The sequence below is a fragment of the Xenorhabdus sp. BG5 genome, from assembly GCF_015163665.1.
GTDB lineage: Bacteria > Pseudomonadota > Gammaproteobacteria > Enterobacterales > Enterobacteriaceae > Xenorhabdus.
In genome coordinates this window covers 175,010-200,356 of record NZ_JADEUG010000002.1, presented here as the reverse complement: position 1 = coordinate 200,356, position 25,347 = coordinate 175,010, and the positions used below count along the sequence as shown (strand labels likewise).

Genomic DNA, 25,347 nt, shown 5'->3' with positions numbered 1-25,347 from the left:
ACAATCAATTATCGTTAAAAGGGATGTGAAGTGAAGGCTCTCAGAGTCTGAACTAATAGCGCCCCTCTGGGGCGAAATCAAAGCCGCCTTCTATGAAGGCGGTTTTTTACTCATTTAGGGGGTATATGTCATGAATTCATTTGAAAATAAGGTGGTATTGATCACTGGAGGAACGGCGGGAATAGGGTTGGCTACCGCAATTGAATTTGCGAAAAGGGATGCAAGAGTTCTTTTGGTGGGGCGAAATGTTGATAAAGGTAGTAAAGCAATAGCACAAATGCCACATAATGCTAATTGTGAGTTTTATTCTGCTGATATGAGTAAACGTTCAGACATTAAGCGGCTTTTCTCATATATTAAAGAGCATTATGGACGTTTGGACATTGCTGTTAACAATGCTGGAATGTTCGGTGTTTCGTTTACTAAAATAACCGAATATCCGGATGAAGTATGGGATGAAGTCATTGCGACGAATGTGACGGGCGTGTATCAATGTATGAAGTATGAGATACCGTTAATGGCGCAATCAGGTGGAGCAATAGTAAATGTCGCATCAGTTTCAGGGTTAAAGGCGAATTATGCAGGAGGGGGTGCCTATACTGCCAGTAAACATGCGGTGGTTGGATTGACAAAGTCTGCCGCTTTAGAGATGGCAAAGTCAAATATTCGGGTTAATGCTGTGTGTCCAGGATTAATCAGGACAGATATGTCAGTCAGTGTGTTTGGTGATAATTTAGATGCGTATGGTGACACCCATCCAATTGGAAGGATTGGGGAAGCAGAAGAAGTCGCGAATGCTATCGTGTGGTTATCGAGTAACAAAGCGGAATTCATTACAGGTTGTTGTTTACCCGTTGATGGCGGTTTAATGGTAAAATAGACGTTAAATGCCAATCTGTTGAATTGATACATAATAAGATCTATGGCGGTCAGGTACATGGCTGTACCCAATCCGTCTTTTTAGTTTCTGATACCTAAAAATCAATATGGGCTTTAATGGAACGATATAATCAATATATTATTCTGTATTCTTGCCATTAAAATAGATTGATGTTTTCGGAAAATAATGTGCATAATAAATATACTGAAAAATAAAAGTTGCCTACAATATTTAGGTATTGAATTAAACTGTAATTAGTATTTCACTATACCAATCTAACTTCAAGATGCGTGAGATTTTTCCCCGCTTCACGGGGAAAAATCAGGTTTCATATCGTGTTGTAAATTGCAACTTGAAGTTTAATGCGTATATAAATTTAATCTAAAACAAGAGGAAATAAGATGGCGAAAGGAAACTTTTTGACAGTCGGCGACAAAACGACGTGTGGCGGTGCTATTCTGACTGGAACCAGCCGTATTAAATTTTATGGAAAACAGGCGGCAATTGAAGGTTCTGCTGTGACTTGCGGGAGATATTCTGGAAATTATACCGTTGTTGGTGGAGTCAGTTCTTTCTTGGATAAAGGCACAAAATTAGCAGGAACTTTGGATAGCCGGACTACTTGTCCTTGTAATGCTGGACTTATCCATTCTATTCCTGATACTTATCAAAAATAGGCCTAAAAATTTAGCGATGCAGTAGCGGTGATTTTGCTGTGATAACTCTCCTTTTGACATTATTAGAAAAGAGTATGGAAAGTTATAAAAATTACACTATGGATAGAGCTGAATAGTTAAAAAATGTGACTATAGTGACAGTATCAGAGCTAAAGGCCTCATAAGGCGTTTTTGCAGGGAGAATGTTATCATAACCATTTCTTGACAAACTCTTCCAATGGCATCGGCCGGTCAAAGTAATATCCCTGCAAATAATCGACAGAATAGTTCGTTAACTGATTAGCCTGTTTTGGGTTTTCAATTCCTTCTGCCACAATTTCCAGATGCAACCGCAGGGCAAGGTCAATGATATTTTCCACAATATTTTTTGAAACCATATCGGTATTCATTTTGCTAATAAAGTTATGGCCGATTTTCACTAAGTTAACATTAATTTTTTGTAAATAATTGTAATTAGAGAAACCTGTACCAAAGTCGTCTAATGCAATTAATACGCCTAATTCATCCAATTTATTGAATAAACTAATAGTATGATTATCGAGTTCCAATAATTCTCGTTCGGTAATTTCCAAAATAAGTTTAATGGAATTTTCTGGAAATGATTTCAGAAAATGATGACAATCATCAATTAACCTAACATCTTTATAATGTTTTGCACTAATGTTGAAATTAAAATGGAAATTGGCAGGTAATTGATGAGCAATAGGCGCAAAATAGTTTCTCACTTGGGTGATTAGGTTATGCGTTAAGGGAATAATCAACTCTGATTTTTCAATTTGTGCGATAAATTTATTTGGTGTCAATAGTCCATGAATTGGGTGTTGCCAGCGAACAAGGATTTCACATCCAATGATCTTATTGTTTTTACTACAAATAATGGGTTGTATATAGGGAATGAATTGCTTATTTTTAATCGCGTGCTTCAAACGATATTCTGGGATAATAATCGCTTTGGTCTGTTTATAAAAAAACATCGCAGATAGGAACGTAAGCAGAGACAATAAAATAAGTACACAGACTGATTCTACATCTGGTTGGATATTATCCTGATAATTGGAAAATAATCTCCAGAATATAAAGCCTGTGCTGGCAGTGATGGTGATGAATAACATCACAAACATCCGATACAGGGATCGGTATGATTTCAGATTCAGCCCCATCATATCTCCTTTCTTGATAAAGCCCATTTTTTAACAGTAGGCTTGTTATCCAAACTATGCAAAATTTTATTAACTTATTGATTACAAAAAAAAGAGGCTCTTTTTTTGCAAAAACAGCTTCGGCTATATTACAGGAAGAATTTAAAGACGGGAAATAACTATATGACAAAATTGGGAGGGGATTTTTTATAATTGCTGAGGATGATCAAGATAAACAAATATCGCTGCCATCCGTGGCTAAATTATTATTTGATTTATATCAATATATTATCAGGTTGTCCGTAATAAATAGGGCTGCGTTAAAACCCATATTGTCTGCTTTATGGTATAGCTATTACGGTGTCGTTATCACAATGGCAACTCGACGATTTTCTGCCCGACCTTTTGCGCTCCGGTTATCGGCGATAGGTTGGCTTGGCCCTAATCCACGGGTTGTCAGATTATTACGCTGCATACCTCCCTGTATCAGTGCATCTGCAACGGTGTTGGCGCGTTTCAATGATAATTGATGGTTGTAACTCACTTCTCCGTAGTTGTCAGTGTGACCATCAAGGCGTGCACGGTGGATACCTACTTTGGATAAGACACTGGCGAGTTGTTTTAATTTTGTTTCACCTTCTGGACGCAAGTGAAATTGGTTATTACCAAACAACACTTTTTCTGATATACCAAATAGCCAGCCTTCATCGGTTTGCTGAAATCCCTGTTGTTTAAGTGCGGTGACTTGTGCTGCTGTCAAAGCCCCTTTATTCTGGCAGGCGCTGAGGAAAAGTGCGCCAATAAACGCAAAGATAAATATACAATAACGATTTTTGCTCATAGAGGGTTCCTTGATAGATAGTTTAGTTTTGTTGTATCAGCGGAATACCAGCCACCGCCTCGTTGCTTAATGTGATACATCGCCGCATCGGCTTCAGAGAGTAGTTGTGCTGCCGTTAGTTCACCATTGGATAATGCAATACCGATGCTGAGTGTGATACGTAGATGTTGTCCGTTAGGAAGGAGAATAGGGGTATCCATGGCATGAATGATATTTTTGGCAACGCGTTCTGCATCTTCTGGATTGGCGGAAGGCAACAGGATAGCAAATTCGTCCCCGCCAAGTCGGGCAACGGTATCTGTTTTTCTTACTCTTCGTTTTAAGGTGGTAGCGATAGTGACAAGTACGTGATCGCCGGCAGCATGTCCATAGACATCGTTGACATATTTCAACCTGTTACCATCAATAAATAATATCGCTGCACTTTCACGCATAAATTTATCGCTCATGACGGTTGAAAGAACGCGTTCAAAAGTTGCCCGATTTGGCAGGCCTGTCAGGGAATCATGTTGTGCTTGCCAGGTTAAAGCGGCTTTTTCTGTTTGCAGATGGTGTTGCCACTCCTCCAGCTCTTCTAGCAGGTGATTGAAAACCTGGCTTAGCTCATGCAGTTCAGCAATATGGGCAGAGGGTACGCGCCGTGAAAATGTCCGCCGTTGCCGCACATCATGGGCGACGGCCGTAATGTTTTGCAGCGCTCTGACGATACCGTCATGCATACGTAATGAGAGGTAGAGTGAAATGACGGCACTGAACAGCAGGCAGGCAAATAGCACCAGCAGGGCTTGATAAATAAATTTGATGATGTGGCAACTGTTACCAATTAACCAGACTGAGCCTACTTTTTGCTGATGGTGGTAAATTGGCAGGGTGAAAGGTTCAGGAAAAAACCAGTGCTCGATCACTTTCTTGAAATTGCCAGTACGAGTCTCCTGATTGGCTTGCCAACTGGCTAACACTTGCTGTTTAGCATCAAAAATCCTGGCTTCGGTAAAGCCATCGTGAACGGCAATCATTTCCAATATTTCGTTTGCTGCGGTTTTATCCTGAAAAACGACGGCTGCCTGTGCGGTATGAGCAATGGTCGTGGCAATCAGTTTTAAACTATTTTCGGCATATTTCTGCATGGCAAGCAGTGCCAGTAACGATAAAAACAAGCCGACTACGGATAATATGATAAACGTAATGACCAAATGGATCCGGTGGAAAGCATGACGTAAAGTCGGGCGCGATGGCATCAGTGAATAACGTTTTTTCATATAGATTATTCCACCTTACGCGCCAATTGCAGGACATTCGGATGTATGCGCACGCCGCTGCGCGTGAGAATATCAAGATTGAGGCTAAATGTTGCTGGCGTGCTGTTAATGTTGAGGCAAAATGCGCTGCCAATTTCACAGTTCGGATTATTTTCAGCAATGGTTAGCAATGGCTTGTCATTTTTCAGGTTGATCACCTGGTGTTGAAGTTGCGGATCAACTTGACCATAGTAAATGACATCACATCTTTCTATGAGTTGTTCTACGTTGAAATTGAGTGTTTCAACTTGCAGTTCTGTGTGATCAGAAATCATATCAATGTGGGTTAAGGCGCTAATGTAATTAGATGGAGGAACCAGACATAAGTGCAGGATAGTAGGTGTAATAGGCCAGTGGGTATAACTGATAATTCCAGAAACTACCCGCGCAACATTTTCATTGTGTGCTGTTTTTTCATTGATTATTCGTTTTTTATTGGTGTCAGGCATGGCTATTACTGCTGAATGACATGTGACGGTGATTAAGCATAAGGTCATCAATAACCGTAGAAATAATTTGGAAACACAACGTTTAAAAATAGTGCATTTACAAAGATAATGAATCCGTTCAATTACTTTCATATCGGGTTCCAGTATATATTTTTCATCCAGTATTTGTTTTTCATATTGTAAATGGTTGTGTTAATGATCGTGTGAAAGTTATTGGTAAAATCTGTTCTCAACCAAGACCTATCTCATTCAGTATCATTTTCTTAATGAGATAGGGTGTAAAATTGTTGCTTGCCAAATAAGATTATTGGCAATCTAATTGATACCTTAAAGGTATAATTTCATTCTTAGTGAATAAATGGCTATTTCTATACCAATCTAACTTCAAGATGCGTGTGATATTTCCCCGCGCAGCGGGGAGAAATCAGGTTTCATATCGTGTTGTAAATTGCAACTTGAAGTTTAATGCGTATATATTGATATATCTTCATTGATTTCTATTATATGTCCATGATTGTCATAAGTGATACTGGAAACTTTGCCTTGCCTTAAGGTATCAAACAATCTTTGTTCCAAATTAAAGCTCTGTGCTACCTCAGTGTGGGTTAACGCAGGTCGGTGACGACGACGTTCGATCCTAAATCGACGTTGGTTGTATTTCGCCCAGCCAATGAGCAAAAATGCATTAAATATGGCAATGGCAATATAAAGGGTGATGACGCCCAGTTCAGAAGTAAATAATGTCGCAGTAAAAGGCCTGGGGCCATTATGGGAGACGTAAAATAATCCCACCATGAATAAATAGATAAAACCCGCCCAAGCCAGTATGGTCAACAGAATATCAATTAAACGCGGCCATAACCTTTGTTCGGTAAAAATCAATGGTTCTTTCATGATTCGATTCTCTCTATTCCCCTGTCAGGGCTTTCCCAGCGAGCACGTTTTCTGTGTACTTTAAGCATCACTTTGGGAAAAGATACCAGGGTCGTAAATAGGTTTAGCATCCAATAAACCATCGGATACCAAATCACCCAGAACAGCGAGGAGGCAACGTGTTTTTCATAGCGTCGTTCAATCACTAAACTGACGGTAAACTGGATCAGGCAGGTAGCCGCCAGAACCAAGCCCGTATACCCAGGTGGAAATAGCGTATAGACGCGAATGTTTTCCGGTAATGTGATGAGCATGCCAAGTAAAAATAAAATGATGGAAAGGGCAAAGGTAAATGACCAGATAACGGAGCAGCAGAATTCAGCAAATAACCCCCACATGCGGCGATATTGCCATGACCACAATTGACGCAGGTTTTTCAGGAAAACTTCGGCTCCACCCTGTGCCCAGCGTAACCGCTGCTTCCATAATCCTCGTAGGGTTTCAGGCATTAAGATCCAGCAGATGGCACGGGGTTCGAAAAAGATAGACCAATGGTGTAACTGGAGTTTCCAACTCACATCAATATCTTCTGTGATCATGTCATTACTCCAATATCCCACGTCGGCCAGTGCCCGGCGATTAAAGGCTGCAACAACCCCTGAGACGGTAAAGACTTGACCATAAACCCGCTGGGTACGTTTGATTAGGCCGATGATAGAAGAAAATTCCCCAACCTGAATGCGCCCAACTAAAGTGGATCGTGTACGAACGCGGGGATTGCCTGTAACAGCACCGACACGGGGATGATCAATCATGGGTTTGACCAGCCAAACAGCCGCATCGCGATCTAACAGAGCATCGCCATCAATACAAACCAGATAATCACTTTTTGCGGCAGCAGCACCCGCTTGAAGTGCAGTCGCTTTGCCTTGATTCTGTTTCAGGTGTATCACTCTTAAGGCTTGATGTTGTTTCGCCATCGCATTGAGTTCATCCGCGGTGCTGTCGGTTGAACCGTCATTGATAGCAATCACTTCAACATTGGGATAGCGTTGGTTCAAGGCAGCCAGTAGTGTTTCTCGAACATTTGGCCCTTCGTTGTAGCAAGGGATCAAAATTGAAATCAGAGGAGCACCTTCAAGATGCGGGGCTTCTTCACCAACAATTTTCCAATGCCTTTCCCGATAGAGCCAGAAATAGATCCCTCCTGAGATCCAGATGGCCGACATGAATAAAGGCCAGAAAAAGACAAAGTTCAGCATGACTTCCCCGGTAAAGGTGATAGCGATACCAAGGGGGATGCTCAATACCAGGCAGAGCACTGCAAAAGCAATAATACGATCAATCATTAAGTGGATACCATTCAGGAGAAAGAACAGGGCGAATCTCATTCATTTCTGGTTGGTTGTTGAGAAAGTTATCAGGGTAGTAACCGAAGCTCTGTGCGCCATTGAGCTGCAATTGACGCATCCACTTGGCTAATTGGTGCCCTGAAATTGCTCTTTTATCCAGTGGCTTGCGCCAATCTACGGATTGCAATTCAAAAACAGTTTTGTCCAGTGCTTGTGGGCGTTGGGCAATGATTTTCACCAATCGGGATAACCACTGATTGCTTTTTGCTAGTGGCACATTTTCCATCAATGGCATTGCCATTGGAGCAACCCAATCGTAGTGAGCGAGGAAATCATCCAGATTTTGGGCAAACCACGCTTCGCTGTCCGGTTCCAGAATGGGCAGGGCAAAAATATTGCGTGCCGTTTTGATCTGATAACCCCGTATTGACTTAAGTTCTCTGGTTAACTCATGAGTGAAATCAATCAGGTATTGGCTTTTAAAACGTGTCCAACGAGCAAATTGTTCCGGATCTTGCCGAATTTCTGTAATGGAAGCAGATAAACCTGTGGCCTGATAAGCGTTGATGGCATCTGCGCCAGCATCTTCAAAATCAGACATGACGGCATCATCGTGATACAGGATGCCCTGGAAAATGGCATGAGAGGCCAAATCTTGATAAATCTCTTTGATCCTTCGGCGGTTTTCTGAGTTATAAGGCGATAAACGGCGATATTGTGTCGGGTTGACAAACAGCTTGTTATGACTTGCGTCATAGCTCATCACCCGCGGGAGTGAAGAATCCAGTTCAAAGGCCAGAACAGGCATCCACGCATAAACTTCAATGTTCAGGCGGCTGTGCAATTGCCAAGCAACACGGTTAAAGAGATCAGCTCGCATCGGTAGCCAGCGATTAGGAAAGTAGAGTTCACGTACATTGCCATCGCCTTTGGGATCAGCAAAGGCTTGCAGGAAAACGGTATTAACGCGCAGATCGGCAATGCGCTGAACCAGCTTGTCGAGATTATCGGCTTGTTGAACGGGGTCTGGATCATAAACATAATCCAGATCAATATGGGCAATCCGTAAGATCGGTTTATTCTGTACCTGGATGACCTGCTCGGCGAACTCTTTCAGGGAAGGATTATGTGTGAGTAATATACGTGGCACATTATCAAGATTGTTGACGTTTGCCAGCCCATTATCCAAGGTCAATGCCATTTTATAGCCGTAGCGTTTGGCTATTTCCAGGGTAACACCGTTATCGATGCCATAAGGCCAAATCCAGACTCGTGGCTGCTTGCCTGTGGCTGCGATAATTCTTTGAGTGATCGTGGCGATATCCTTTTCCATCCGCTGACGAAACGCTTGCTCACTTTCATATTTTCCTGTTTTCTTATCGTAAATGCGAATGGCCGCGGCCGGCTCGGTGTTGCCTTGTGGGTTAGCGATGGCACCGTAATGATGCTGATAAGTATGGGAACCTATTTCCACTAAGCCAGAACGAGACATCTCAGCCACCTGTTCCCAGGTAGTAAAGCGCTCCCGTGTGACCATCAACCCACCAAAATCAACGGGTTTTTCGGTTGGTACATCAACCCAGATCCCAACGGGGGCCAGAACGGCTGGCCAGTTATAGGCTTTCAGTAGCGGAAATACGCGGTGGTAGAAACTGCTATAGCCATCGTCGAAAGTCAGCAATACGGCCTTGGGAGGCAGTGGCGTACCGCCCTGATTGGCAGTGAGAATTTGATCGACGGTAACAGGCTGGTAGCCATTTTCCCGCAGCCAGGCAAACTGATCATTCAATGCGCTGGTACGGACTGACATAAAACGCTGATCTGCACCATCATCTTCGACATCATGATAAGCGAGAACCACAAAACCATTTTTAGGCCAGGGGCGTTCATTCATGGGAAGCGGTCGTTGCGCTGGTGGAACGAAATCAGGTTTTTCTGCATATGCCAGCATGCCAAACTGGGGAATCAACAGGCTAATCAGCAGTGCCGATATCATCAACCAATGACGAGAAACTTTGTGTGTCATAAAAAATCCTTTAGAACCGATAGATTAAATCAAAAGCTGCTTGCAGATTACTTTCTCGTTTACCGTCATAAGGACGTTTATCCAGCGTGAGCCTTACCCCTGTGTCAATAACATCATTCCATTTAATACGTTGACCATATCCGATCCTTGTGATCAGGCCACTGCCGTACCCTTGCTGCCAATATTGCCCAATGCCAGCCACAACTTGCTGGCTCCAGACGGTTTGATAGTGCCGATATATGATGTGGTCTGCTTCTAATTCAGGCAGGAAGGTAAAGTCGCTTTTGGGATTGAAATAGGGGGTATTTTGCCGGGTGTTGTGAGTCGTGCTCAGTTCCAACTGCCCATCAAGCTTCAGGTAAGGGGTGGTATATAGGCGTTGAAGGCCATCAATACCATATTCAAAGCGATGGTTGCCATCTGAAAAGAATGCAGGAGCAAAGCGAGCGCTCCATTGGCTGCGTTCGCTGTATCTCCAGCGAGCATAAATTTGTCCACCATTGGCGTGGATATGATTGCTCAACGCACGCAAGGGAGTATTACGGGCAAGACGTTCTGCGGAGCCACCCAGTCGCCATTGATCATTGAAGTCATACCAGGCTGCGAGCCGTAATCCCACTTTACTGCCATGACGATAATGACGCGCAGAAACTTCACTTTCCAGCCAAAGATCCCGCGAACGCCACTCTATCCCGCCGCGTAAATCACGGTTTAGCCCCCGGCCTTCTGAAAATTGGCCGCGATTGTAAGCACCACCGGCAAATAAGCGCCAATTATCCGCAAAGGGAGGGCTATAAAGTACGGCATCAATATCTGAACTGTGTTTGCCACTTTCTGGATTATCTGAATTAATGCCTTGATTGACCCTAATTTGCAGTTCTGACATATGATGTACATTGCGTAGACGGTTAAGGCGTTTAGCGAGCATGTCTTCTGGTGCGCGGGTAATAACATCATCGGCCAGCAAATCCATCTGTTGCCATTCTTGCAAGGCAAGGGCGGTATAGCCTTGCTGGATTTCCAACGCCAGATTACGGTGATCGAGTCCTTCAATTTGCTTTAATTCACTCTCAGCACGACGTGGCCAACCACGATCCAACCAGATAGCCGCCAGGTCGATCCGTAATTTCTGATTGCCGGGAGCGGTGCGGGCTAAATGAGTAAAGCGTTTTTCTGCTTCGGCAAGATCTTCACGTAATTGTGCAGACTCCGCTAAAAATTGCTGTCCTTGTAGCCAGTCATCATTCGGAACGCGGATGGGAGATCCAAAGACATTAAGCATATAAGGATTGCGTTGTTTGATATCGGTGGCAAGTTGTTGAGCTGCATCCAGACGCTCACTTTCCACATTCGCATAAAAAAGGACGATATCATCTTCAAGGGGAATATTGGGCGCTGCTATTTTCCCTGACGACGAGATATTTTCATCAGGGTAATTCAAAGCGTGCAAAATATTTCGTGCTTTTTCTGGCTGGCGCAGATTCAGGTAGGCTGCTGCTGCCCATTTCTGTGCATATCCTGGGATAGGCATGTCTTGTTTTTGCAAGATCAGATAGTCATCAATGACTTCTTGCATCCGATGGCGGGAAAGAAGGGCACCAAGCCGATCAATGCGCGCCCATTGGTAGTCTTGCTGTGCATCGGATAGATTGTGCCATTGGTTAAGCATATGCTCGTAGCGGGCAAGTGCTTTGTCAGCAATGTCAAAGCGCTCTTTTTCACTACGATTAGGGATCATTGACAAGCGAACCAGTTCTGCTGCGGCGTCAGCTTCCAGCCTGCGCAGTTGCGCCGTGGTTAATTGTGTAGTGTGCTGTTGTCCTAAACGCCGTGCTGGATCACTGACTCGATTGTTTTTTAGGCTGAACAGATAATCTTGGGTGACTTCTTTATTGTCGGGAAACTGTTTATGCGCGATAGAAAGCACTTGCATGGCATTCCATATCCGACCAGCAGCTTGGTCAACGTAGGCCAGCAAACGGTAATTAGCCGCGTCGGGTTGATGAGCCAATAACTCTTTTGCCAAACGTCGGGCTTCTGCGTCTTGTTTGGCATCGGCGAGTGTCATGATAAGGCCAGCTTTGATGTCTCGGTTCTGCCTGTCCAGGGGCAGGGCTGTACGCCACATCTGTATTGCTTGTGACCATTGGCGTTGGTTGCGATAGGCGCGGGCAACAGCCGCTATCCCTCTGGCGGGTATAGCCATTGAACGATAGCGTTGCCAGAGAGAAATGACTTCATCATCATGTCCAGCCCAGCTTGCAATTTGCAACCAATCAGCAACTTGCAAGGAAGAAAGACGATGTCGTTTCTCCTCTTGACGAATATATTCGAGCATGGGATTGGTATTGCCATTTCTGGCTTGTTGAATTAATGCATCGTAATCTGCCTGAGCGGATTCCGTTGTTATTAAACAACTTAGTGATATAAATAACGATAATAGCTTATACCGATATCTATGAAAGCCCATCGGACGGAAATAAAGATATGACACGCCATCCCCTTTTTATACTGCTTATTGGTTTTACAAATAGCAGGACCAGACGGAATTTAATTTAATTTAGATTAAGATGAATTTTTACATTCTTCATTTTTGAAGAGGCAGAATAATACGTACTGCGTGAATTTATATCAATGGGAAAATTTCGTGAAATAATTACGGTCATTTGGTTTTCAACTAGTATTATATCTATTTGGAATAATGTATGGAGATGATATTTATGTTTTGGTATGATTTTTATTTGTTTTAAATCAATTTGTTATATATTTATTTCTCTGTCATAAAAAAGTTTTGAAAAATAATGCTTAATATTGGGATTGATTTCAATGAAAAAAACTTAGACTGAGTGTAAATATTTTTTATTACCGAAGGGTGAATATTGTTGGTTGTTGGGGTTTTTATTTTAAATAACATGGTTAAAGTGAGGTTGATTTATTTTTCAGTATAAAAATGTGGTTTATTGATCGTATAATGACTATTTTTCAAAATTAAATACTATTTTTAATCCACATACCGAAAATATTAGCGAAATTGATGTTCGGTTATTCTCTTTTGTGTGTGAATTTCAAACCCCATTGTATAGGTGATTTACATTAGTAATTATATGGGTACTGTGATCACTTGCAGATAACGTGAGATGATCGTATTCAGATTTATCTGAGAAAGTATTAGCTCAATCACTCATTAATTTTCAGTTTTGTTATCAATGGATTTTATATTTCTCATTTATATGCGCATTAAACTTCAAGTTGCCATTTACAACATTATATGAAACCTGATATCTCCCCGCGAAGCGGGGAGATATCACACGCATCTTGAAGTTAGATTGGTATAGCTGAAATATCGCCAATTAAATGACAATTCCTTGAACTAAGATAAGGAAATCGTTTTTATCCGCATTAAGATCAAGAGCGTCTTATATAATTATCTCTTATTCTTTGGCATCATTTTTGAAAGAATCTTTTGGGCATTATATGTCAAACAGCGCACTCAACCGCCGCTGGGCGGAACTTTTATTGGAAGCATTAACCCGCCACGGATTGTGTCATGTCTGCATTGCTCCCGGCTCTCGTTCAACATCATTGACATTGGCTGCCGTAGAAAACCATAAGTTGACCTGTCATACTCATTTTGATGAGCGCGGGTTGGGCTATTTGGCTTTAGGATTGGCAAAAGCGGGCAAAAAGCCGATTGCGGTTATTGTGACGTCTGGAACGGCAGTTGCCAATTTGTATCCTTCTTTAATTGAAGCGGGCTTGACGGGAGAACGATTGGTATTTCTCACGGCGGACAGGCCGCCTGAATTAATCGATTGTGGTGCTAATCAAGCTATTCGTCAGGTAGGTATTTTTGCTTCTCATCCCACGCAAACTTTAGCCCTGCCACGGCCAACCACAGAGATCCCTGCCAGTTGGTTGGTTTCTTCCATCGATAATGCAATGTCAAACCTGAAACAAGGTGCGCTACATATTAATTGCCCGTTTGCGGAGCCCTTGTATGGTAATGAGATGACGGCGCATCAAGATTGGTTGCAAACATTGGGGGAGTGGTGGCAAGGGAATGAACCGTGGTTGGCTCAGCCAGAAATGCATACCACCCTCAAGGCAGTTGATTGGGATATCTGGCAGAAAAAACAGGGAATTGTACTGGCAGGGAGAATGCGTGCAGAAGAGGGAAAATATGTTACTCAATGGGCAGAAGAGATGGGATGGCCGCTTATTGGTGATGTGTTGTCTCAAACGGGACAGCCTTTGCCATGTGCAGATTTATGGCTCACTCATTCCCGCACTCAGGAAATTCTGGCGCAAGGGCAATTGGTGATCCAATTTGGCGCCAGCCTGACAAGCAAGCGATTGTTGCAATGGCAGGCTAAATGCCAACCTGAGCAGTATTGGATTGTCGATCCCATTGCCGGCAGGCTTGATCCTGCAAACCATAGAGGGCGCAAATTCACTTGCAGTGTGACTGATTGGTTACGGGAACATCCCGCATATTCGCGAGCACCTTGGGCAGATGAATTGAATTCATGGTCAAAAAGTGCGTGTAAGTGTGTTGAAACAAAGTTGACGGAAGAATTCAGCGAGGCAGCGATTGCGCATCGATTACCTCAATTGTTGCCAGAGCAAGGGCAATTGTTTGTTGGCAATAGCTTGATTGTGCGTTTGGTTGATGCTTTGGGACAGCTTCCTGTGGGTTATCCGGTTTACAGTAACAGAGGAGCCAGTGGTATAGACGGCTTGATCGCGACCGCAGCAGGTGTCCAGCGGGCAACCAATAAACCGACACTCACGATTATAGGTGATATCTCTGCCCTCTATGATCTGAATAGCCTGGCTTTATTACGCCATCTTTCTGCTCCCATGTTATTGATCATAGTGAATAATAATGGCGGGCAGATTTTTTCTTTGTTACCAACGCCACAGGAAGAACGCCAGCGTTTTTACTGTATGCCGCAAGATGTCAATTTTGATCATGTTGCTGCCATGTTCGACCTAAACTATGCGGCACCACAAAATTGGCCGGAATTAAAACGCTGCGCCCAACAGGTATGGGATCGTAAGGAGACGACATTGATTGAGTTAAAGGTTTCAGGTAATGCAGGGGCGATATGCCTGCAAGAGTTACTGGAACAGGTGGCGGCGCTGTGAAACTAAACTGTCGGACATTTCATACACATAACCAAGGGACATGGTTAGTTTGGTTGCATGGATTATTGGGAAGCGGTGGCGATTGGTTTCCTGTCGTGGATGCTTGTGATCGATATCCTTCATTGGTTGTTGATTTACCGGGGCACGGTAATTCCGTCAATATGAATGTGACTGGCGGTTTTGCTGAGATGAGTGAATTGCTGACGGCAACCCTGGCCGGGTATTCAATTAATGATTACTGTTTGATGGGTTATTCATTGGGAGGACGAATAGCTATGTACCATGCGCTCTATGGCAAACAAAATGGCCTGCGCGGGTTGCTGGTGGAAGGCGGAAATCCGGGGCTGTTTTCCCAGCAGGAGCGTGATGTGCGATTGCGCAATGATCAGCATTGGGCACAACGTTTTCGCCAGGAGCCAATGGTGTCAGTCTTACCTGATTGGTATCAACAACCGATATTTGCTGACTTAACGGCGGTACAACGTGAGAAAATTATTCATCTGCGCAGCCAAAACAGAGGAGATGGTATCGCAGATATGCTGGAAAGTACCTCTTTAGGCCGCCAACCCTGGCTAGTTCCTGCTTTACAGCAAATGTCTATTCCTTTCTCTTACTTATGTGGGGAAAATGATCGTAAATTCCAGAGCATAGCGCAGCAATATACACTGCCATTAACAACTATTCCTCAAGTTGGGCATAATGCTCATTATGGCAATCCTGTGGCTTTTGCCAGCGCAGTGAACTGTTTTTTATCACTTTTTGGTTAAGGAAACACAATAATGCGTTACCCAAGAGAAGAAAAATTGTATGCCCCTATTGAATGGCAAGATTGTTCCCAAGGGTTTGAAGATATTCTCTACCATAAATCCACAGACGGCCTTGCCAGGATTACGATTAATCGCCCACAAGTACGTAATGCATTCCGTCCTCTGACCGTCAAAGAGATGATTCAGGCGTTGGCAGATGCCCGTTATGACGAAGCTATTGGAACGATTATTCTGACAGGAATGGGTGAAAAAGCGTTTTGTGCTGGAGGCGACCAAAAAATCCGTGGCGATTATGGTGGTTATAAAGATGACAGCGGCGTACACCATCTGAATGTATTAGATTTTCAGCGCCAGATCCGTACCTGTCCAAAACCTGTCGTTGCCATGGTTGCGGGTTATGCCATTGGCGGTGGGCACGTCCTGCATTTGATGTGTGATTTGACCATTGCGGCGGATAATGCCATTTTCGGTCAAACCGGCCCTAAAGTCGGTTCTTTTGATGGTGGTTGGGGGGCATCGTATATGGCGCGGATCGTAGGACAGAAAAAAGCGCGCGAGATCTGGTTCCTGTGCCGCCAATACAATGCCAAAGAAGCATTGGATATGGGACTGGTGAATACCGTCGTACCTTATGCCGAATTGGAAAAAGAGACTGTGCGCTGGTGTCGTGAAATGCTGGAAAACAGCCCAATGGCGTTGCGTTGCCTGAAAGCGGCATTGAACGCAGATTGCGATGGTCAGGCGGGTTTACAGGAATTGGCGGGCAATGCCACCATGCTGTTCTACATGACCGAAGAAGGGCAGGAAGGGCGTAATGCGTTCAACGAAAAACGCCATCCTGATTTCAGTAAGTTCAAGCGTAATCCGTAATTTATTATTCATTATGCGTAAAGCAACTTTGTACCAATTTAGCCTGCCCATGGAGGCAGGTATTATTTTGCGTTATCAGCGCTTGAAAACCCGTGACGGATTTTTGGTGCACTTACAGGAAAATGGACGAGACGGTTGGGGAGAAATTTCCCCATTGCCTGAATTTAGCCATGAAACGCCTGAACAAGCTAAAGCGTCGGCGGTGGAATGGCTGCAACAATGGTGCCTGGGTGCACAGCCAGAAGAGAGCGATCTGCCTTCCGTTGCGTTTGGCCTAAGCTGTGCGCTGGCTGAATTACGGGGAGAGTTACCTGAAACAGCTAATTATTGCAAGGCACCGTTATGTACCGGCGATCCCGATGATGTGATCCTGCGTTTGGGAAATATGGCAGGCCAGAAGATTGCTAAAGTGAAAGTTGGGCTGTATGAAGCTGTACGGGATGGCATGGTAGTCAATGTGATGCTTGAAGCGGTGCCTGATCTCCGGTTGCGATTAGATGCTAACCGCAGTTGGACACGTACAAAAGCAGAGGGATTTGCTAAATATGTCAATCCAGATTATCGGCATCGAATTGCTTTCATTGAAGAACCCTGCAAAACCAGGGATGAGTCACTGGCGTTTGCTCGTGAAACGGGTATCGCTATTGCATGGGACGAAAGTGTCCGTGAAGCCGATTTTACCGTAGAAGCTCAGGAGGGCGTCTCCGCCATTATCATCAAACCGACATTGACAGGCAGTATTGACCGTTGCCATCAATTAATTACCAAAGCTCATCAGTTAGGGTTAGAGGCGGTGATTAGCTCCAGCATTGAAAGTAGCTTTGGTTTGACACAATTGGCTCGTCTTGCACAATGGCTCACACTTGATTCACTTCCGGGCCTGGATACGTTGGATCTTATCCAGTCACAACTTATCCGCTGTTGGCCAGAGAGTCATATTCCGTGTGTCATGCTGGACAAGCTGGCTATGGTATGGAGTTATGAATGTCAGTAATAGAGTGGACTCAATGGCCGTGGCAGCATTGGGCTGCGGCCTTGCCTGAAAAACAAGCTATTCAGTTATATGATGAGCAACTAACCTGGTATCAATTAACGCAAAGCATCAATGCTATTGCTGTCCATTTCCACCAACAGGGCGTTGTGGAAGGTAGTGGTGTGATCCTGAGAGGCAAGAATAGCGCGGAACTTTTGTTGTGTTACCTGGCTGTCCTGCGATGTGGTGCCAGAGCGTTACCTCTTAATCCTCAATTACCTGATCGGTTGCTGGTGGAGCTATTACCTCATCTCAATATGGATTATGGGGTGGATTTCACGAACTCGCCTTCGCCTGTTATGCCAGTTAAGAGACTTGACTGGCAACAAAAGTTTCCAGAGAAACATGATGGGCACGCAAAAAACAACCTGTTGGTATTGTGGGAAAGTCAACGTCCTGCCAGCATGATCCTGACCTCTGGCTCTTCTGGGTTGCCCAAGGCTGCGGTACACTCCATTGGCGCTCATCTTGCCAGCGCTCAAGGTATTCTTTCCTGCATGGATTTTCAGCCAGATGATAGCTGGTTACTGTCATTGCCCTTGTTTCATGTTTCAGGCCAGGGGATCCTTTGGCGTTGGTTACAAACAGGAGCAACATTAGTGCTACGGGATTTACATCCGCTGGATCGTGCGCTGTCTGGTTGTACCCATGCATCACTTGTACCTACTCAATTGTGGCGTTTGCTGGAACAACGCCATAACTATCCATTGACATTAAAAGAAGTGTTATTGGGAGGTGCCATGATACCGACGTCACTGACCCAACGGGCTGAGGAACTGGGTATTCGTTGTTGGTGTGGCTATGGGTTGACAGAAATGGCATCAACTGTTTGCGCAAAACGCGCTGATGGGCTGCCTGGGGTAGGTAATCCACTCACGGGAAAATCCATTCGCTTAGTCGATGAAGAAATTCAGATCCGTGCTGATAGCATTGCGAGCGGCTATTGGTTTAATGGGGAATTGCAGCCATTGTCAGATAACGACGGATGGTTTTCGACCCAGGATCGCGGCGTATTTGAACAAGGGGAGTTAAGGATCTTAGGACGTCTCGACAACCAATTTTTCAGTGGTGGGGAGGGTATTCAGCCAGAAGATATTGAGCGGATCATTAACCAACATCCTGAAATTGAACAGAGTTTTGTTGTTCCTATTCCTGATATTGAATTCGGTCATCGGCCAGTAGCGGTAATTGAAGCTCAATATCCTGCGCTAACAGAAACACTTATTGATTGGCTTACGGATAAAACCGCGGCTTTTCAGCGGCCTGTTGCCTGTTATGTGTTACCTGCACAACTGAAAAATGGTGGGATAAAGATTTCGCGCCAACAAGTGAAGCAATGGGTAACAGAGATAAATAGTAAATATAATAAATGATAACGTTATTTACATATCTTTATGAATCTAAACATTTCCTTGCTCTTTATCATCTAGGACGCCACGTCGGTTTAAGTACAATATATTAGCTCATATATACGCATTAAACTTCAAGTTGCAATTTACAACACGATATGAAACCTGACTTCTCCCCGCGAAGCGGGGAGAAGTCACATGCATCTTGAAGTTAGATTGGTATAGGCATTGATTAATTAAAGGACAAGATTATGAAAGGCTTTATTGCTATTGGCGCCGCTAGTTTGCTTTTTATAGCTGGCTCAGCAAATGCTCTCTCTATAGATGCTCAGGTGGGAAAACACAGTACAAGTACATCAGTGGGGATTGGTGATAAATATGCCGGTCTGTCTTTGACGGGTAACTGGACTCGCAGTGATCACAATGGCCAGCTTGGTAGTTTAGGTTTAAGCTTCGGTCTGCCATTGGGTCCATTAGCAGCAAACGTCGGCGCGAAAGGGCTTTATTTGTCCCCCAAAGATGGGAAAGATGGCGCAGCATTAGCTGTAGGTGCTGGCCTTACTTGGGCCGTGACTTCTTCTTTATCCCTGTATGGTGAGGCTTACGGTTCGCCATCAGGCTTAACGTCAGGAATGGATTCTTATACTGAAGCGACAGGGGGAGCGCGTTATACGCTTTTCAGACCCCTGAGTGTAGATGTTGGCTACCGTGTCATTGATATACGGGGTAGTCATGGTAATCGAAGTAATAAGGTTACCGATGGTTTTTATATTGGCGCTGGTCTGAGCTTTTAATTAAACGAAAATGCTGCAAGGTTATCCGCGTCAGTATTAATGCGGATAACCTTAGACAGGATAAGCTTACCCTATGTTTGGCAGTATACCTGTGACAATGCCAATTTGAATGACAATCACTGCAAGTCCACACAGGAAAACAAAGACTAATGCAGGCTTACCTCCTTTGACACGATAACCTTCCTGGTTTTCTTCACGGCTACGCCAAACCAGCAAGCAAGGCAATAACAGGGCGAGAATAGAGAGAGCAACAGCCGCAAATGTCAGTGCCATAACAAAATTAGGGTAATACAGTGCACAGAACAAGGGGGGAGCAAAAGTCATTAACCCTGTTTGTAAACGCCCTTTGGCGTGATTGCGGCGCTTAAAAAGGTCAGCAAGGTAATCAAATAACCCTAAGGCAACGCCAAGAAATGAGGTGGCTAGCGCAAGATCGGCAAACAGATGAACGGCAAACTCCACTTTAGGTGCAGCGACAATTTCTCTTACCGCTTTCAATAATCCATTCAGGCCAGACTCTTGTGCAAGAATGCCAACAAATGTATTTGAAGAAATCGCGCCGAGCGTCACCAATTGCCACAGAATATAGGCTAACAGGGGAATGGCACTACCGATAACAAAGATTTTCCGTAGTCTGTTGGTATCTCCTCCCACATAGGCAACGATACTTGGCACACTTCCGTGAAACCCGAATGAAGTAAAAATGACCGGGATAGCAGAGAGTGCTAATCCTTGCTCAATGGGCATGGAGATCAGGTTGATTTTATCAACATGAGGCATCATGACGCCGAGTACGATCACCAGAAAAACAATTTTAGCAGTAAACAGCAGGCGGTTAATCAAATCGACAGATTGGGTGCCTATACAGACTATCCCACCACCAATAATAGTAAAAATGCTGATCCCGGCAGAGACAGAAACCGGTTTATCCAACCAGGAAGAGAGGGAAGCCGCCAGTAACTCACCTGCGCCACTAATATAAGCTGTTGTCAGGGCATACATAAGGAAAAGCATACTAAAGCCAGTCAATACCTGCCCACCTAACCCAAGGTAGCGTTTCGCGATAGTTCCTAACCCAGTATTAAATTTATTATGTTGATACACTTCCACGAGCAAGAGTGCTGTATAACTCATTAAAGCCCACAGAGCGACTAACATAGCCAATGTAGTTCCAAACCCCACACCCGCCGTTGCCAATGGCATTGCTAACATCCCTGCGCCAATCGTCGTTCCAGCAACGATAAAAATACTGCCAATAGTGCGATTTTTCACGCGATCCTCATTTCTGAATATGTTGAGAAATAGTTATAAGACCCGCAGGTTAAATGATTGATTTATGTCTGTCAAATCTATGGTACACAAAGTGTAAATAAATAATTACACTTTGAGTGGTGCTTATGATTCGTTATCAATATGTTTAATTTATGTAATCGTGGGAAAATAAAAGCATATTAAGTTAAAAAACAATCAGAAACTTCTTTATTGAGTAACATAATTTATTAGTATGCCAAAGGACTTTGTCGTTTGGACATAAGAGGTCAGATAACCAGGCCAAGGTTTTTTACCCAAACGGCAATAAATCTACTTGTTTGAAGATAGTGTGTCGAAAAGAATTTTAGGCTTAATTTTCAGTTGATTAGCTGCATCGGTAACACACATAGCGCCGTCTGATTTTGCGATGTGCTCGAATGCCTCTACAAAGGGCTTTAAATACTGACGATTGAGATATGTCATTAGTGTACTGATCATCCGTATCAATAACGGCGTCATATTTCTCGCGTGGCATATTGAAATGAGCGCGGGCTGCATTGATATACTCAATGGCTTTAAACTGGTCAGAAAAGGTCATGAACCCAATGGAATGGGCGGTTGGGAATCAATTGAAATGGTGAGGCGGTATGCGCATCTAGCACCTTCTCATCTGACAGAGCATGCACAAAAAATTGATGCTCTATTTCACGATGAGGTCTCAAATATGTCCCAGCCAGCTCTTAGTATCGTTGGTGAGCACAAATGAAAAACCCGCTATCTGGTTGAGAGATAACGGGTTTTATATGGTGCCGGCTACCGGAGTCGAACTGGTGACCTACTGATTACAAGTCAGTTGCTCTACCAACTGAGCTAAGCCGGCGAAATTTGGCGGAAGGATAGAGATTCGAACTCTAGGATGGTTTCCCATCGGCGGTTTTCAAGACCGCTGCCTTCGACCGCTCGGCCATCCTTCCATGGCGCGAGATTATGCCTATATCATTTTGATGTGTCTAGCCCTTAAAGAAAAAAAATTATGTTTTTTTACTGTTTGCTCAATCTTCGATCTGTAATGGCCTTTTCATTTGCTAACCTGCTAATATTAAGCACAGTACATCGGCTTATTTATCGACGGGTTGATATCACATTGACCAAAATATATTCATACTAAAGGCAACCATCCAAAGAATGTATAGACAACCACCTATCAAGCCATCTGCTATTCCTCGTTTTTACGCGTTATTTGTTACTTTGCTTTTTACGTCTCTATTTTTATTCGGGTATAACTATTTTGATATTTGGTTGATGGAGAAAAAATATGCTATCAGTAGTGTAGCAGCGAAGATGAGATTGCAGATTAAAAATTATCGTTACCATGCAAGTCATATTTTTGAGCAGTCAAATACTCTGCCAATCTCCTCTCAGGAGAATACGCCATTGTTTAAATTGCGTCCCGATGTCTATTGGCTAGAAAATCGTTATCAGTCTGTTGACGCCATTATTTTTGGTCAATATAACGACTCGAGTGTCCAACTTGCTGAGCATTTATCTAGCTATCTGGATATTCTCTGGGGTGCTCATAATGAATACTTGTCTATGTACTACCTCAATGGGCAGGATAATAATTTGTTATTGATAACAACCTATCCGATTCTACAACCAGAAATCAGGTTCAAAGAGAGCTATTTGACTCTGAATTCTGAAACCAAACGCACCGAGATGTTGGATCAATCTTCCACTTTGGAGGAAAAAGAGAGCATTTCATCCATTAATGTATTACGTGGTGAAAATATTTATTTCTACACCTATAAAGCTGCATTTAATGCAACAGGGCAATTAACCACTATTATTGCTTTTGATTTGCCTATTAATAACCTTTTGCCGATTGATATGTCACCAGCAAACTTCCGTTTGAATGCGATAAACTTACATGAACCTGAAGCTTCCGATAAAGCTGAGGTTTCATTGAACGGCTTTTGGCTAGAACTTTCTCAGCCTCTTGATATCATGCAGTATAAATTGATTTATCAAGTCCCACTGAAGGCACTGATTGTAGATTTGTTGTTCAGGAATGTTTGGCTTTTGCTTTCAATAGTGTTTTTCTTTCTGTTTTCTTTAAGCGGATTATTTTATATACGCAAGCGATATATTGCACCGAATGCTTCTATGGATCATGCACTGAAAATTAAGAATGCCCTAAATAGTGATATTATCTCCAATATTCCTGTTGGCGTCGTGGTTTATGATTTTGAATCAAATCAGATAATGATAATTAATAAAATTGCAGAGCAGTTAATACCCCATCTGGATTTGAATAAAGTCAGAGCGATGGTACAACAACATCATGGTGTAATTCAGACATCCATTGACGAAGCGGTTTATGAAGTAAAAATGTATAACAATAGCTTATTACCAGAAACTTACCTATTTTTACTACAAGACAAAGATCAGGAAGTCATGGCAAATAAACGATTGCAATTTGCTCATCGTGAATATGATAAAAGTATTCAGATCAGGCGTTCTATGCTTTCAAATATTAATAATGAAATAAAAGATCCTATTAGTAGTATTAATGATATTGCCAACAAATTGAAGCAACTATCACAAGATGAAAATGGGCAAAAGTTATTGGATAAGTTACTAGATAAATCAAAATATATCACCGAATGGGTTGAAAATATTGCATTACTCAATGAGTTGGAGTTAGGGGATTGGCAGCCGGAAAATGAAATATTTTCCCTATCTTCACAGTTGGAAGATATTTTGAAAGCTTATTTTCCTATATTAAATGCTAAAGGTTTGAGGGTTTATTATCATTTTAATATTTCTCGTGAATCTTTATTTATAGGGGATGGGTTAGCATTAAGTAAAATTGTTACATTGTTATTTAATTATGCAATAACAACGACCAGCTATGGTAAAATATCATTGGTTGTTAATGGTTCAGGTAAATATGACAACCATATTCAGATTGAGTTGATGGATAGTGGCGCGGGTTTAAGTGAAAGAGATCTAACCAGCTTAATTTATCCTTTTCTGAACCAATCCGTGGAAGATAAGTACTCTGCAAATTCTGGCATGACTTTTTATTTATGTAATAAGTTGAGCAAAAGAATGGGGGGAAGCCTTGATATTAAAAGTAAGTTGGGGTTGGGAACACATTATGTTATCAATCTTCCCCTATCGCAGCATGATGATGAAAATAGCGAAACTCCTCCGCTTTTGGAAGGGATAACGATTTTAATTGATATCAATAACCCTGAGATCAGAAAAATTGTCCATACTTATCTTAATAATTATGGTGCTGCATACTTTGATAAAAGAAAAGAGGGCATTACGGAAGAATACGATATTATCCTTACGGATAGGCTGTACAAAGAGGAAAAGCGGTACAAACATGAAAAACCAACTATATTATTAGTGGGGAGCTTAGCAGGATTTAAGCAGTTGAAGCCGGGAATGGTTCAGTGCAATTACAATCTTGCTGATGATATTATCAATGCAATATCGTTTCTGGTCGAAGAAAATTTCCATTTAGATGGAACCAGAGAAATTCCTGAAATTTCTAAATCAGCAGGTGATTTAGCTAAAGGTGTTGATTTATTTGAGAATGTTGATAGTAGTATTTGCAATATCCTCAAAAATTATCAAACTCAGTTGACAGACAGTGATTACAGGAAATTGTTTATAGAGACAGTACCTATGGACATTACCAGATTGTATACTGATGTAGAACGGCATGATTTGATATCACTTTCGCAAACGGTACACCGCCTTAAGGGTGCGTTTGCTATGTTGGATTTAAAATTTCTTAGGTCATCATGTGAGGCGTTGGAAAAACACATAGCAGACAATAATGAAGTAGAAATTAAAAATAGCATCAGCCTTATTGATTCCTTTGTCACTAAGCTGTTGCAGCAAGGTAACCAATAATATGAATAACCTTAATGTCATTATTGCCGATGACCATCCCATCGTTTTGTTTGGCATCCGCAAGTCACTTGAACAAATTGAGTGGATTAATGTCGTCGGTGAATTTGAAAATTCAACGACGCTCATTAATAGCTTGCCACATATAGAAGCAAATGTTCTCATAACAGACTTGTCAATGCCTGGGGATAAATATGGTGATGGTATCACCCTGATAAAATATATTAAACGTCATTACCCAACATTGGCAATCATTGTTCTTACAATGAACAATAATCCGGCTATTTTAAGTGCGATACTTGAGCTTGATATTGAGGGAATTGTGTTAAAGCAAGGAGCACCAACAGATTTGCCTAAGGCACTTTCTGCTTTGCAAAAGGGGAAGCAGTTTACGCCTGAAAGTGTTTCCAGGCTACTTGAAAAGGTTAATGCCAATGGATATGGGGATAAGCGTTTATCTCCTAAAGAGAGCGAAGTCCTACGTTTATTTGCTGAAGGTTTTCTTGTTACTGATATTGCCAAAAAACTTAATCGTAGTATTAAGACAATTAGTAGTCAGAAGAAATCAGCCATGATAAAACTGGGAGTCGATAACGATATCGCATTGCTTAACTATTTATCTTCTGTCACTATCGATAAAGATATTGGTAACTAACCAATGTGTTATCTTTTC

20 protein-coding genes, 2 tRNA genes and 1 pseudogene are annotated in these 25,347 nt (G+C 42.7%); 11 read left to right on the top strand and 12 right to left on the bottom strand.

The window, feature by feature from the left end; all coding sequences use genetic code 11:
• Positions 1 to 130: 130 nt before the first annotated feature.
• Together IQ209_RS02900 and IQ209_RS02895 are read left to right on the top strand one after the other, a co-directional pair.
• Positions 131 to 880, top strand: coding sequence for an SDR family NAD(P)-dependent oxidoreductase (locus IQ209_RS02900; protein WP_193848814.1), 750 nt, complete (start codon positions 131 to 133; stop codon positions 878 to 880).
• 401 nt (positions 881 to 1,281) lie between these two features.
• Positions 1,282 to 1,557 (top strand): PAAR domain-containing protein, encoded by a 276-nt coding sequence (locus IQ209_RS02895; protein WP_193848812.1) that lies wholly within the window; start codon positions 1,282 to 1,284, stop codon positions 1,555 to 1,557.
• Between the two features lie 188 nt (positions 1,558 to 1,745).
• Here IQ209_RS02895 and IQ209_RS02890 read toward each other — a convergent pair whose 3' ends face one another.
• From IQ209_RS02890 to pgaA, 8 genes are all read right to left on the bottom strand, one after another.
• Entirely contained in the window at positions 1,746 to 2,717 is a 972-nt protein-coding gene (locus IQ209_RS02890; protein ID WP_193848810.1) for an EAL domain-containing protein, read from the bottom strand.
• A gap of 334 nt (positions 2,718 to 3,051) precedes the next feature.
• A complete protein-coding gene (locus IQ209_RS02885; RefSeq protein ID WP_193848808.1) occupies positions 3,052 to 3,537 on the bottom strand; it encodes an OmpA family protein in 486 nt (161 codons plus the stop codon).
• On the bottom strand, positions 3,534 to 4,796 hold the full coding sequence (locus tag IQ209_RS02880) for a diguanylate cyclase domain-containing protein (protein ID WP_193848806.1): 1,263 nt from the start codon (positions 4,794 to 4,796) through the stop codon (positions 3,534 to 3,536). Before IQ209_RS02880 ends, IQ209_RS02885 begins: the two co-directional genes overlap by 4 nt.
• Positions 4,797 to 4,801: 5 nt before the next feature.
• Positions 4,802 to 5,284 (bottom strand): YfiR family protein, encoded by a 483-nt coding sequence (locus tag IQ209_RS02875; RefSeq protein WP_228005675.1) that lies wholly within the window; start codon positions 5,282 to 5,284, stop codon positions 4,802 to 4,804.
• Positions 5,285 to 5,746: 462 nt separating this feature from the next.
• On the bottom strand, positions 5,747 to 6,178 hold the full coding sequence (gene pgaD, locus IQ209_RS02870) for a poly-beta-1,6-N-acetyl-D-glucosamine biosynthesis protein PgaD (RefSeq protein WP_193848802.1): 432 nt from the start codon (positions 6,176 to 6,178) through the stop codon (positions 5,747 to 5,749).
• Positions 6,175 to 7,506, bottom strand: coding sequence for a poly-beta-1,6-N-acetyl-D-glucosamine synthase (gene pgaC, locus IQ209_RS02865; RefSeq protein ID WP_193848800.1), 1,332 nt, complete (start codon positions 7,504 to 7,506; stop codon positions 6,175 to 6,177). Before pgaC ends, pgaD begins: the two co-directional genes overlap by 4 nt.
• Complete coding sequence (pgaB, locus tag IQ209_RS02860) at positions 7,499 to 9,505, bottom strand: poly-beta-1,6-N-acetyl-D-glucosamine N-deacetylase PgaB (protein WP_370588382.1); 2,007 nt, start codon at positions 9,503 to 9,505, stop codon at positions 7,499 to 7,501. The genes pgaC and pgaB overlap by 8 nt, the downstream gene beginning before the upstream one ends.
• Before the next feature lie 40 nt (positions 9,506 to 9,545).
• A complete protein-coding gene (gene pgaA / locus IQ209_RS02855) occupies positions 9,546 to 12,029 on the bottom strand; it encodes a poly-beta-1,6 N-acetyl-D-glucosamine export porin PgaA (protein WP_193848795.1) in 2,484 nt (827 codons plus the stop codon).
• 980 nt (positions 12,030 to 13,009) lie between these two features.
• On the opposite strand from pgaA, the gene menD reads away from it, so the two are divergent.
• From menD to IQ209_RS02825, 6 genes are all read left to right on the top strand, one after another.
• The gene (gene menD / locus IQ209_RS02850; RefSeq protein WP_193848793.1) at positions 13,010 to 14,683 is read left to right on the top strand and encodes a 2-succinyl-5-enolpyruvyl-6-hydroxy-3-cyclohexene-1-carboxylic-acid synthase; all 1,674 of its coding nucleotides are present in this window, start codon (positions 13,010 to 13,012) and stop codon (positions 14,681 to 14,683) included.
• Positions 14,644 to 15,450, top strand: a complete 807-nt coding sequence (menH, locus tag IQ209_RS02845) for a 2-succinyl-6-hydroxy-2,4-cyclohexadiene-1-carboxylate synthase (RefSeq protein WP_193848791.1) — start codon at positions 14,644 to 14,646, stop codon at positions 15,448 to 15,450. Before menD ends, menH begins: the two co-directional genes overlap by 40 nt.
• A gap of 12 nt (positions 15,451 to 15,462) precedes the next feature.
• Positions 15,463 to 16,320: a 1,4-dihydroxy-2-naphthoyl-CoA synthase gene (gene menB / locus IQ209_RS02840; RefSeq protein WP_193848789.1), complete on the top strand. Its 858-nt coding sequence runs from the start codon at positions 15,463 to 15,465 to the stop codon at positions 16,318 to 16,320.
• A gap of 13 nt (positions 16,321 to 16,333) precedes the next feature.
• Positions 16,334 to 17,314, top strand: a complete 981-nt coding sequence (gene menC / locus IQ209_RS02835) for an o-succinylbenzoate synthase (RefSeq protein WP_193848840.1) — start codon at positions 16,334 to 16,336, stop codon at positions 17,312 to 17,314.
• Positions 17,305 to 18,726, top strand: a complete 1,422-nt coding sequence (gene menE, locus IQ209_RS02830; RefSeq protein ID WP_193848787.1) for an o-succinylbenzoate--CoA ligase — start codon at positions 17,305 to 17,307, stop codon at positions 18,724 to 18,726. The genes menC and menE overlap by 10 nt, the downstream gene beginning before the upstream one ends.
• Before the next feature lie 227 nt (positions 18,727 to 18,953).
• Positions 18,954 to 19,496 (top strand): YfaZ family outer membrane protein, encoded by a 543-nt coding sequence (locus IQ209_RS02825; RefSeq protein WP_193848785.1) that lies wholly within the window; start codon positions 18,954 to 18,956, stop codon positions 19,494 to 19,496.
• Between the two features lie 66 nt (positions 19,497 to 19,562).
• Here the strand turns inward: IQ209_RS02825 and tyrP are convergent, their stop codons facing one another.
• Positions 19,563 to 20,768 (bottom strand): tyrosine transporter TyrP, encoded by a 1,206-nt coding sequence (gene tyrP / locus IQ209_RS02820; RefSeq protein ID WP_193848783.1) that lies wholly within the window; start codon positions 20,766 to 20,768, stop codon positions 19,563 to 19,565.
• 309 nt (positions 20,769 to 21,077) lie between these two features.
• Positions 21,078 to 21,230, bottom strand: a complete 153-nt coding sequence (locus IQ209_RS02815) for a phage antirepressor KilAC domain-containing protein (RefSeq protein WP_228005687.1) — start codon at positions 21,228 to 21,230, stop codon at positions 21,078 to 21,080.
• 127 nt (positions 21,231 to 21,357) lie between these two features.
• Here IQ209_RS02815 and IQ209_RS02810 point away from each other — a divergent pair.
• A pseudogene (locus IQ209_RS02810) lies at positions 21,358 to 21,513 on the top strand (integrase); the annotation flags it as partial.
• A gap of 38 nt (positions 21,514 to 21,551) precedes the next feature.
• Here IQ209_RS02810 and IQ209_RS02805 read toward each other — a convergent pair.
• Positions 21,552 to 21,627: transfer RNA gene (locus IQ209_RS02805), tRNA-Thr, on the bottom strand.
• A gap of 6 nt (positions 21,628 to 21,633) precedes the next feature.
• Positions 21,634 to 21,721, bottom strand: a tRNA-Ser gene (locus tag IQ209_RS02800).
• 211 nt (positions 21,722 to 21,932) lie between these two features.
• On the opposite strand from IQ209_RS02800, the gene rcsD reads away from it, so the two are divergent.
• Positions 21,933 to 24,677: a phosphotransferase RcsD gene (rcsD, locus tag IQ209_RS02795; RefSeq protein WP_193848779.1), complete on the top strand. Its 2,745-nt coding sequence runs from the start codon at positions 21,933 to 21,935 to the stop codon at positions 24,675 to 24,677.
• Between the two features lies 1 nt (position 24,678).
• The gene (gene rcsB / locus IQ209_RS02790) at positions 24,679 to 25,329 is read left to right on the top strand and encodes a response regulator transcription factor RcsB (protein WP_193848777.1); all 651 of its coding nucleotides are present in this window, start codon (positions 24,679 to 24,681) and stop codon (positions 25,327 to 25,329) included.
• Positions 25,330 to 25,347: the final 18 nt, after the last annotated feature.

Excerpts from the sequence above, each read along its gene's own strand:
- menD (WP_193848793.1), top strand. The coding sequence starts at position 13,010 with ATGTCAAACAGCGCACTCAACCGCCGCTGGGCGGAACTTTTATTGGAA.
- rcsB (WP_193848777.1), top strand. The coding sequence starts at position 24,679 with ATGAATAACCTTAATGTCATTATTGCCGATGACCATCCCATCGTTTTG.
- menB (WP_193848789.1), top strand. The coding sequence starts at position 15,463 with ATGCGTTACCCAAGAGAAGAAAAATTGTATGCCCCTATTGAATGGCAA.
- IQ209_RS02900 (WP_193848814.1), top strand. The coding sequence starts at position 131 with ATGAATTCATTTGAAAATAAGGTGGTATTGATCACTGGAGGAACGGCG.
- menC (WP_193848840.1), top strand. The coding sequence starts at position 16,334 with ATGCGTAAAGCAACTTTGTACCAATTTAGCCTGCCCATGGAGGCAGGT.
- IQ209_RS02890 (WP_193848810.1), bottom strand. The coding sequence starts at position 2,717 with ATGGGGCTGAATCTGAAATCATACCGATCCCTGTATCGGATGTTTGTG.
- IQ209_RS02815 (WP_228005687.1), bottom strand. The coding sequence starts at position 21,230 with ATGACATATCTCAATCGTCAGTATTTAAAGCCCTTTGTAGAGGCATTC.
- menE (WP_193848787.1), top strand. The coding sequence starts at position 17,305 with ATGTCAGTAATAGAGTGGACTCAATGGCCGTGGCAGCATTGGGCTGCG.
- pgaC (WP_193848800.1), bottom strand. The coding sequence starts at position 7,506 with ATGATTGATCGTATTATTGCTTTTGCAGTGCTCTGCCTGGTATTGAGC.
- pgaB (WP_370588382.1), bottom strand. The coding sequence starts at position 9,505 with ATGATATCGGCACTGCTGATTAGCCTGTTGATTCCCCAGTTTGGCATG.
- IQ209_RS02895 (WP_193848812.1), top strand. The coding sequence starts at position 1,282 with ATGGCGAAAGGAAACTTTTTGACAGTCGGCGACAAAACGACGTGTGGC.
- rcsD (WP_193848779.1), top strand. The coding sequence starts at position 21,933 with ATGTATAGACAACCACCTATCAAGCCATCTGCTATTCCTCGTTTTTAC.
- IQ209_RS02825 (WP_193848785.1), top strand. The coding sequence starts at position 18,954 with ATGAAAGGCTTTATTGCTATTGGCGCCGCTAGTTTGCTTTTTATAGCT.
- pgaD (WP_193848802.1), bottom strand. The coding sequence starts at position 6,178 with ATGAAAGAACCATTGATTTTTACCGAACAAAGGTTATGGCCGCGTTTA.
- IQ209_RS02875 (WP_228005675.1), bottom strand. The coding sequence starts at position 5,284 with ATGCCTGACACCAATAAAAAACGAATAATCAATGAAAAAACAGCACAC.
- IQ209_RS02885 (WP_193848808.1), bottom strand. The coding sequence starts at position 3,537 with ATGAGCAAAAATCGTTATTGTATATTTATCTTTGCGTTTATTGGCGCA.
- IQ209_RS02880 (WP_193848806.1), bottom strand. The coding sequence starts at position 4,796 with ATGAAAAAACGTTATTCACTGATGCCATCGCGCCCGACTTTACGTCAT.
- menH (WP_193848791.1), top strand. The coding sequence starts at position 14,644 with ATGCCTGCAAGAGTTACTGGAACAGGTGGCGGCGCTGTGAAACTAAAC.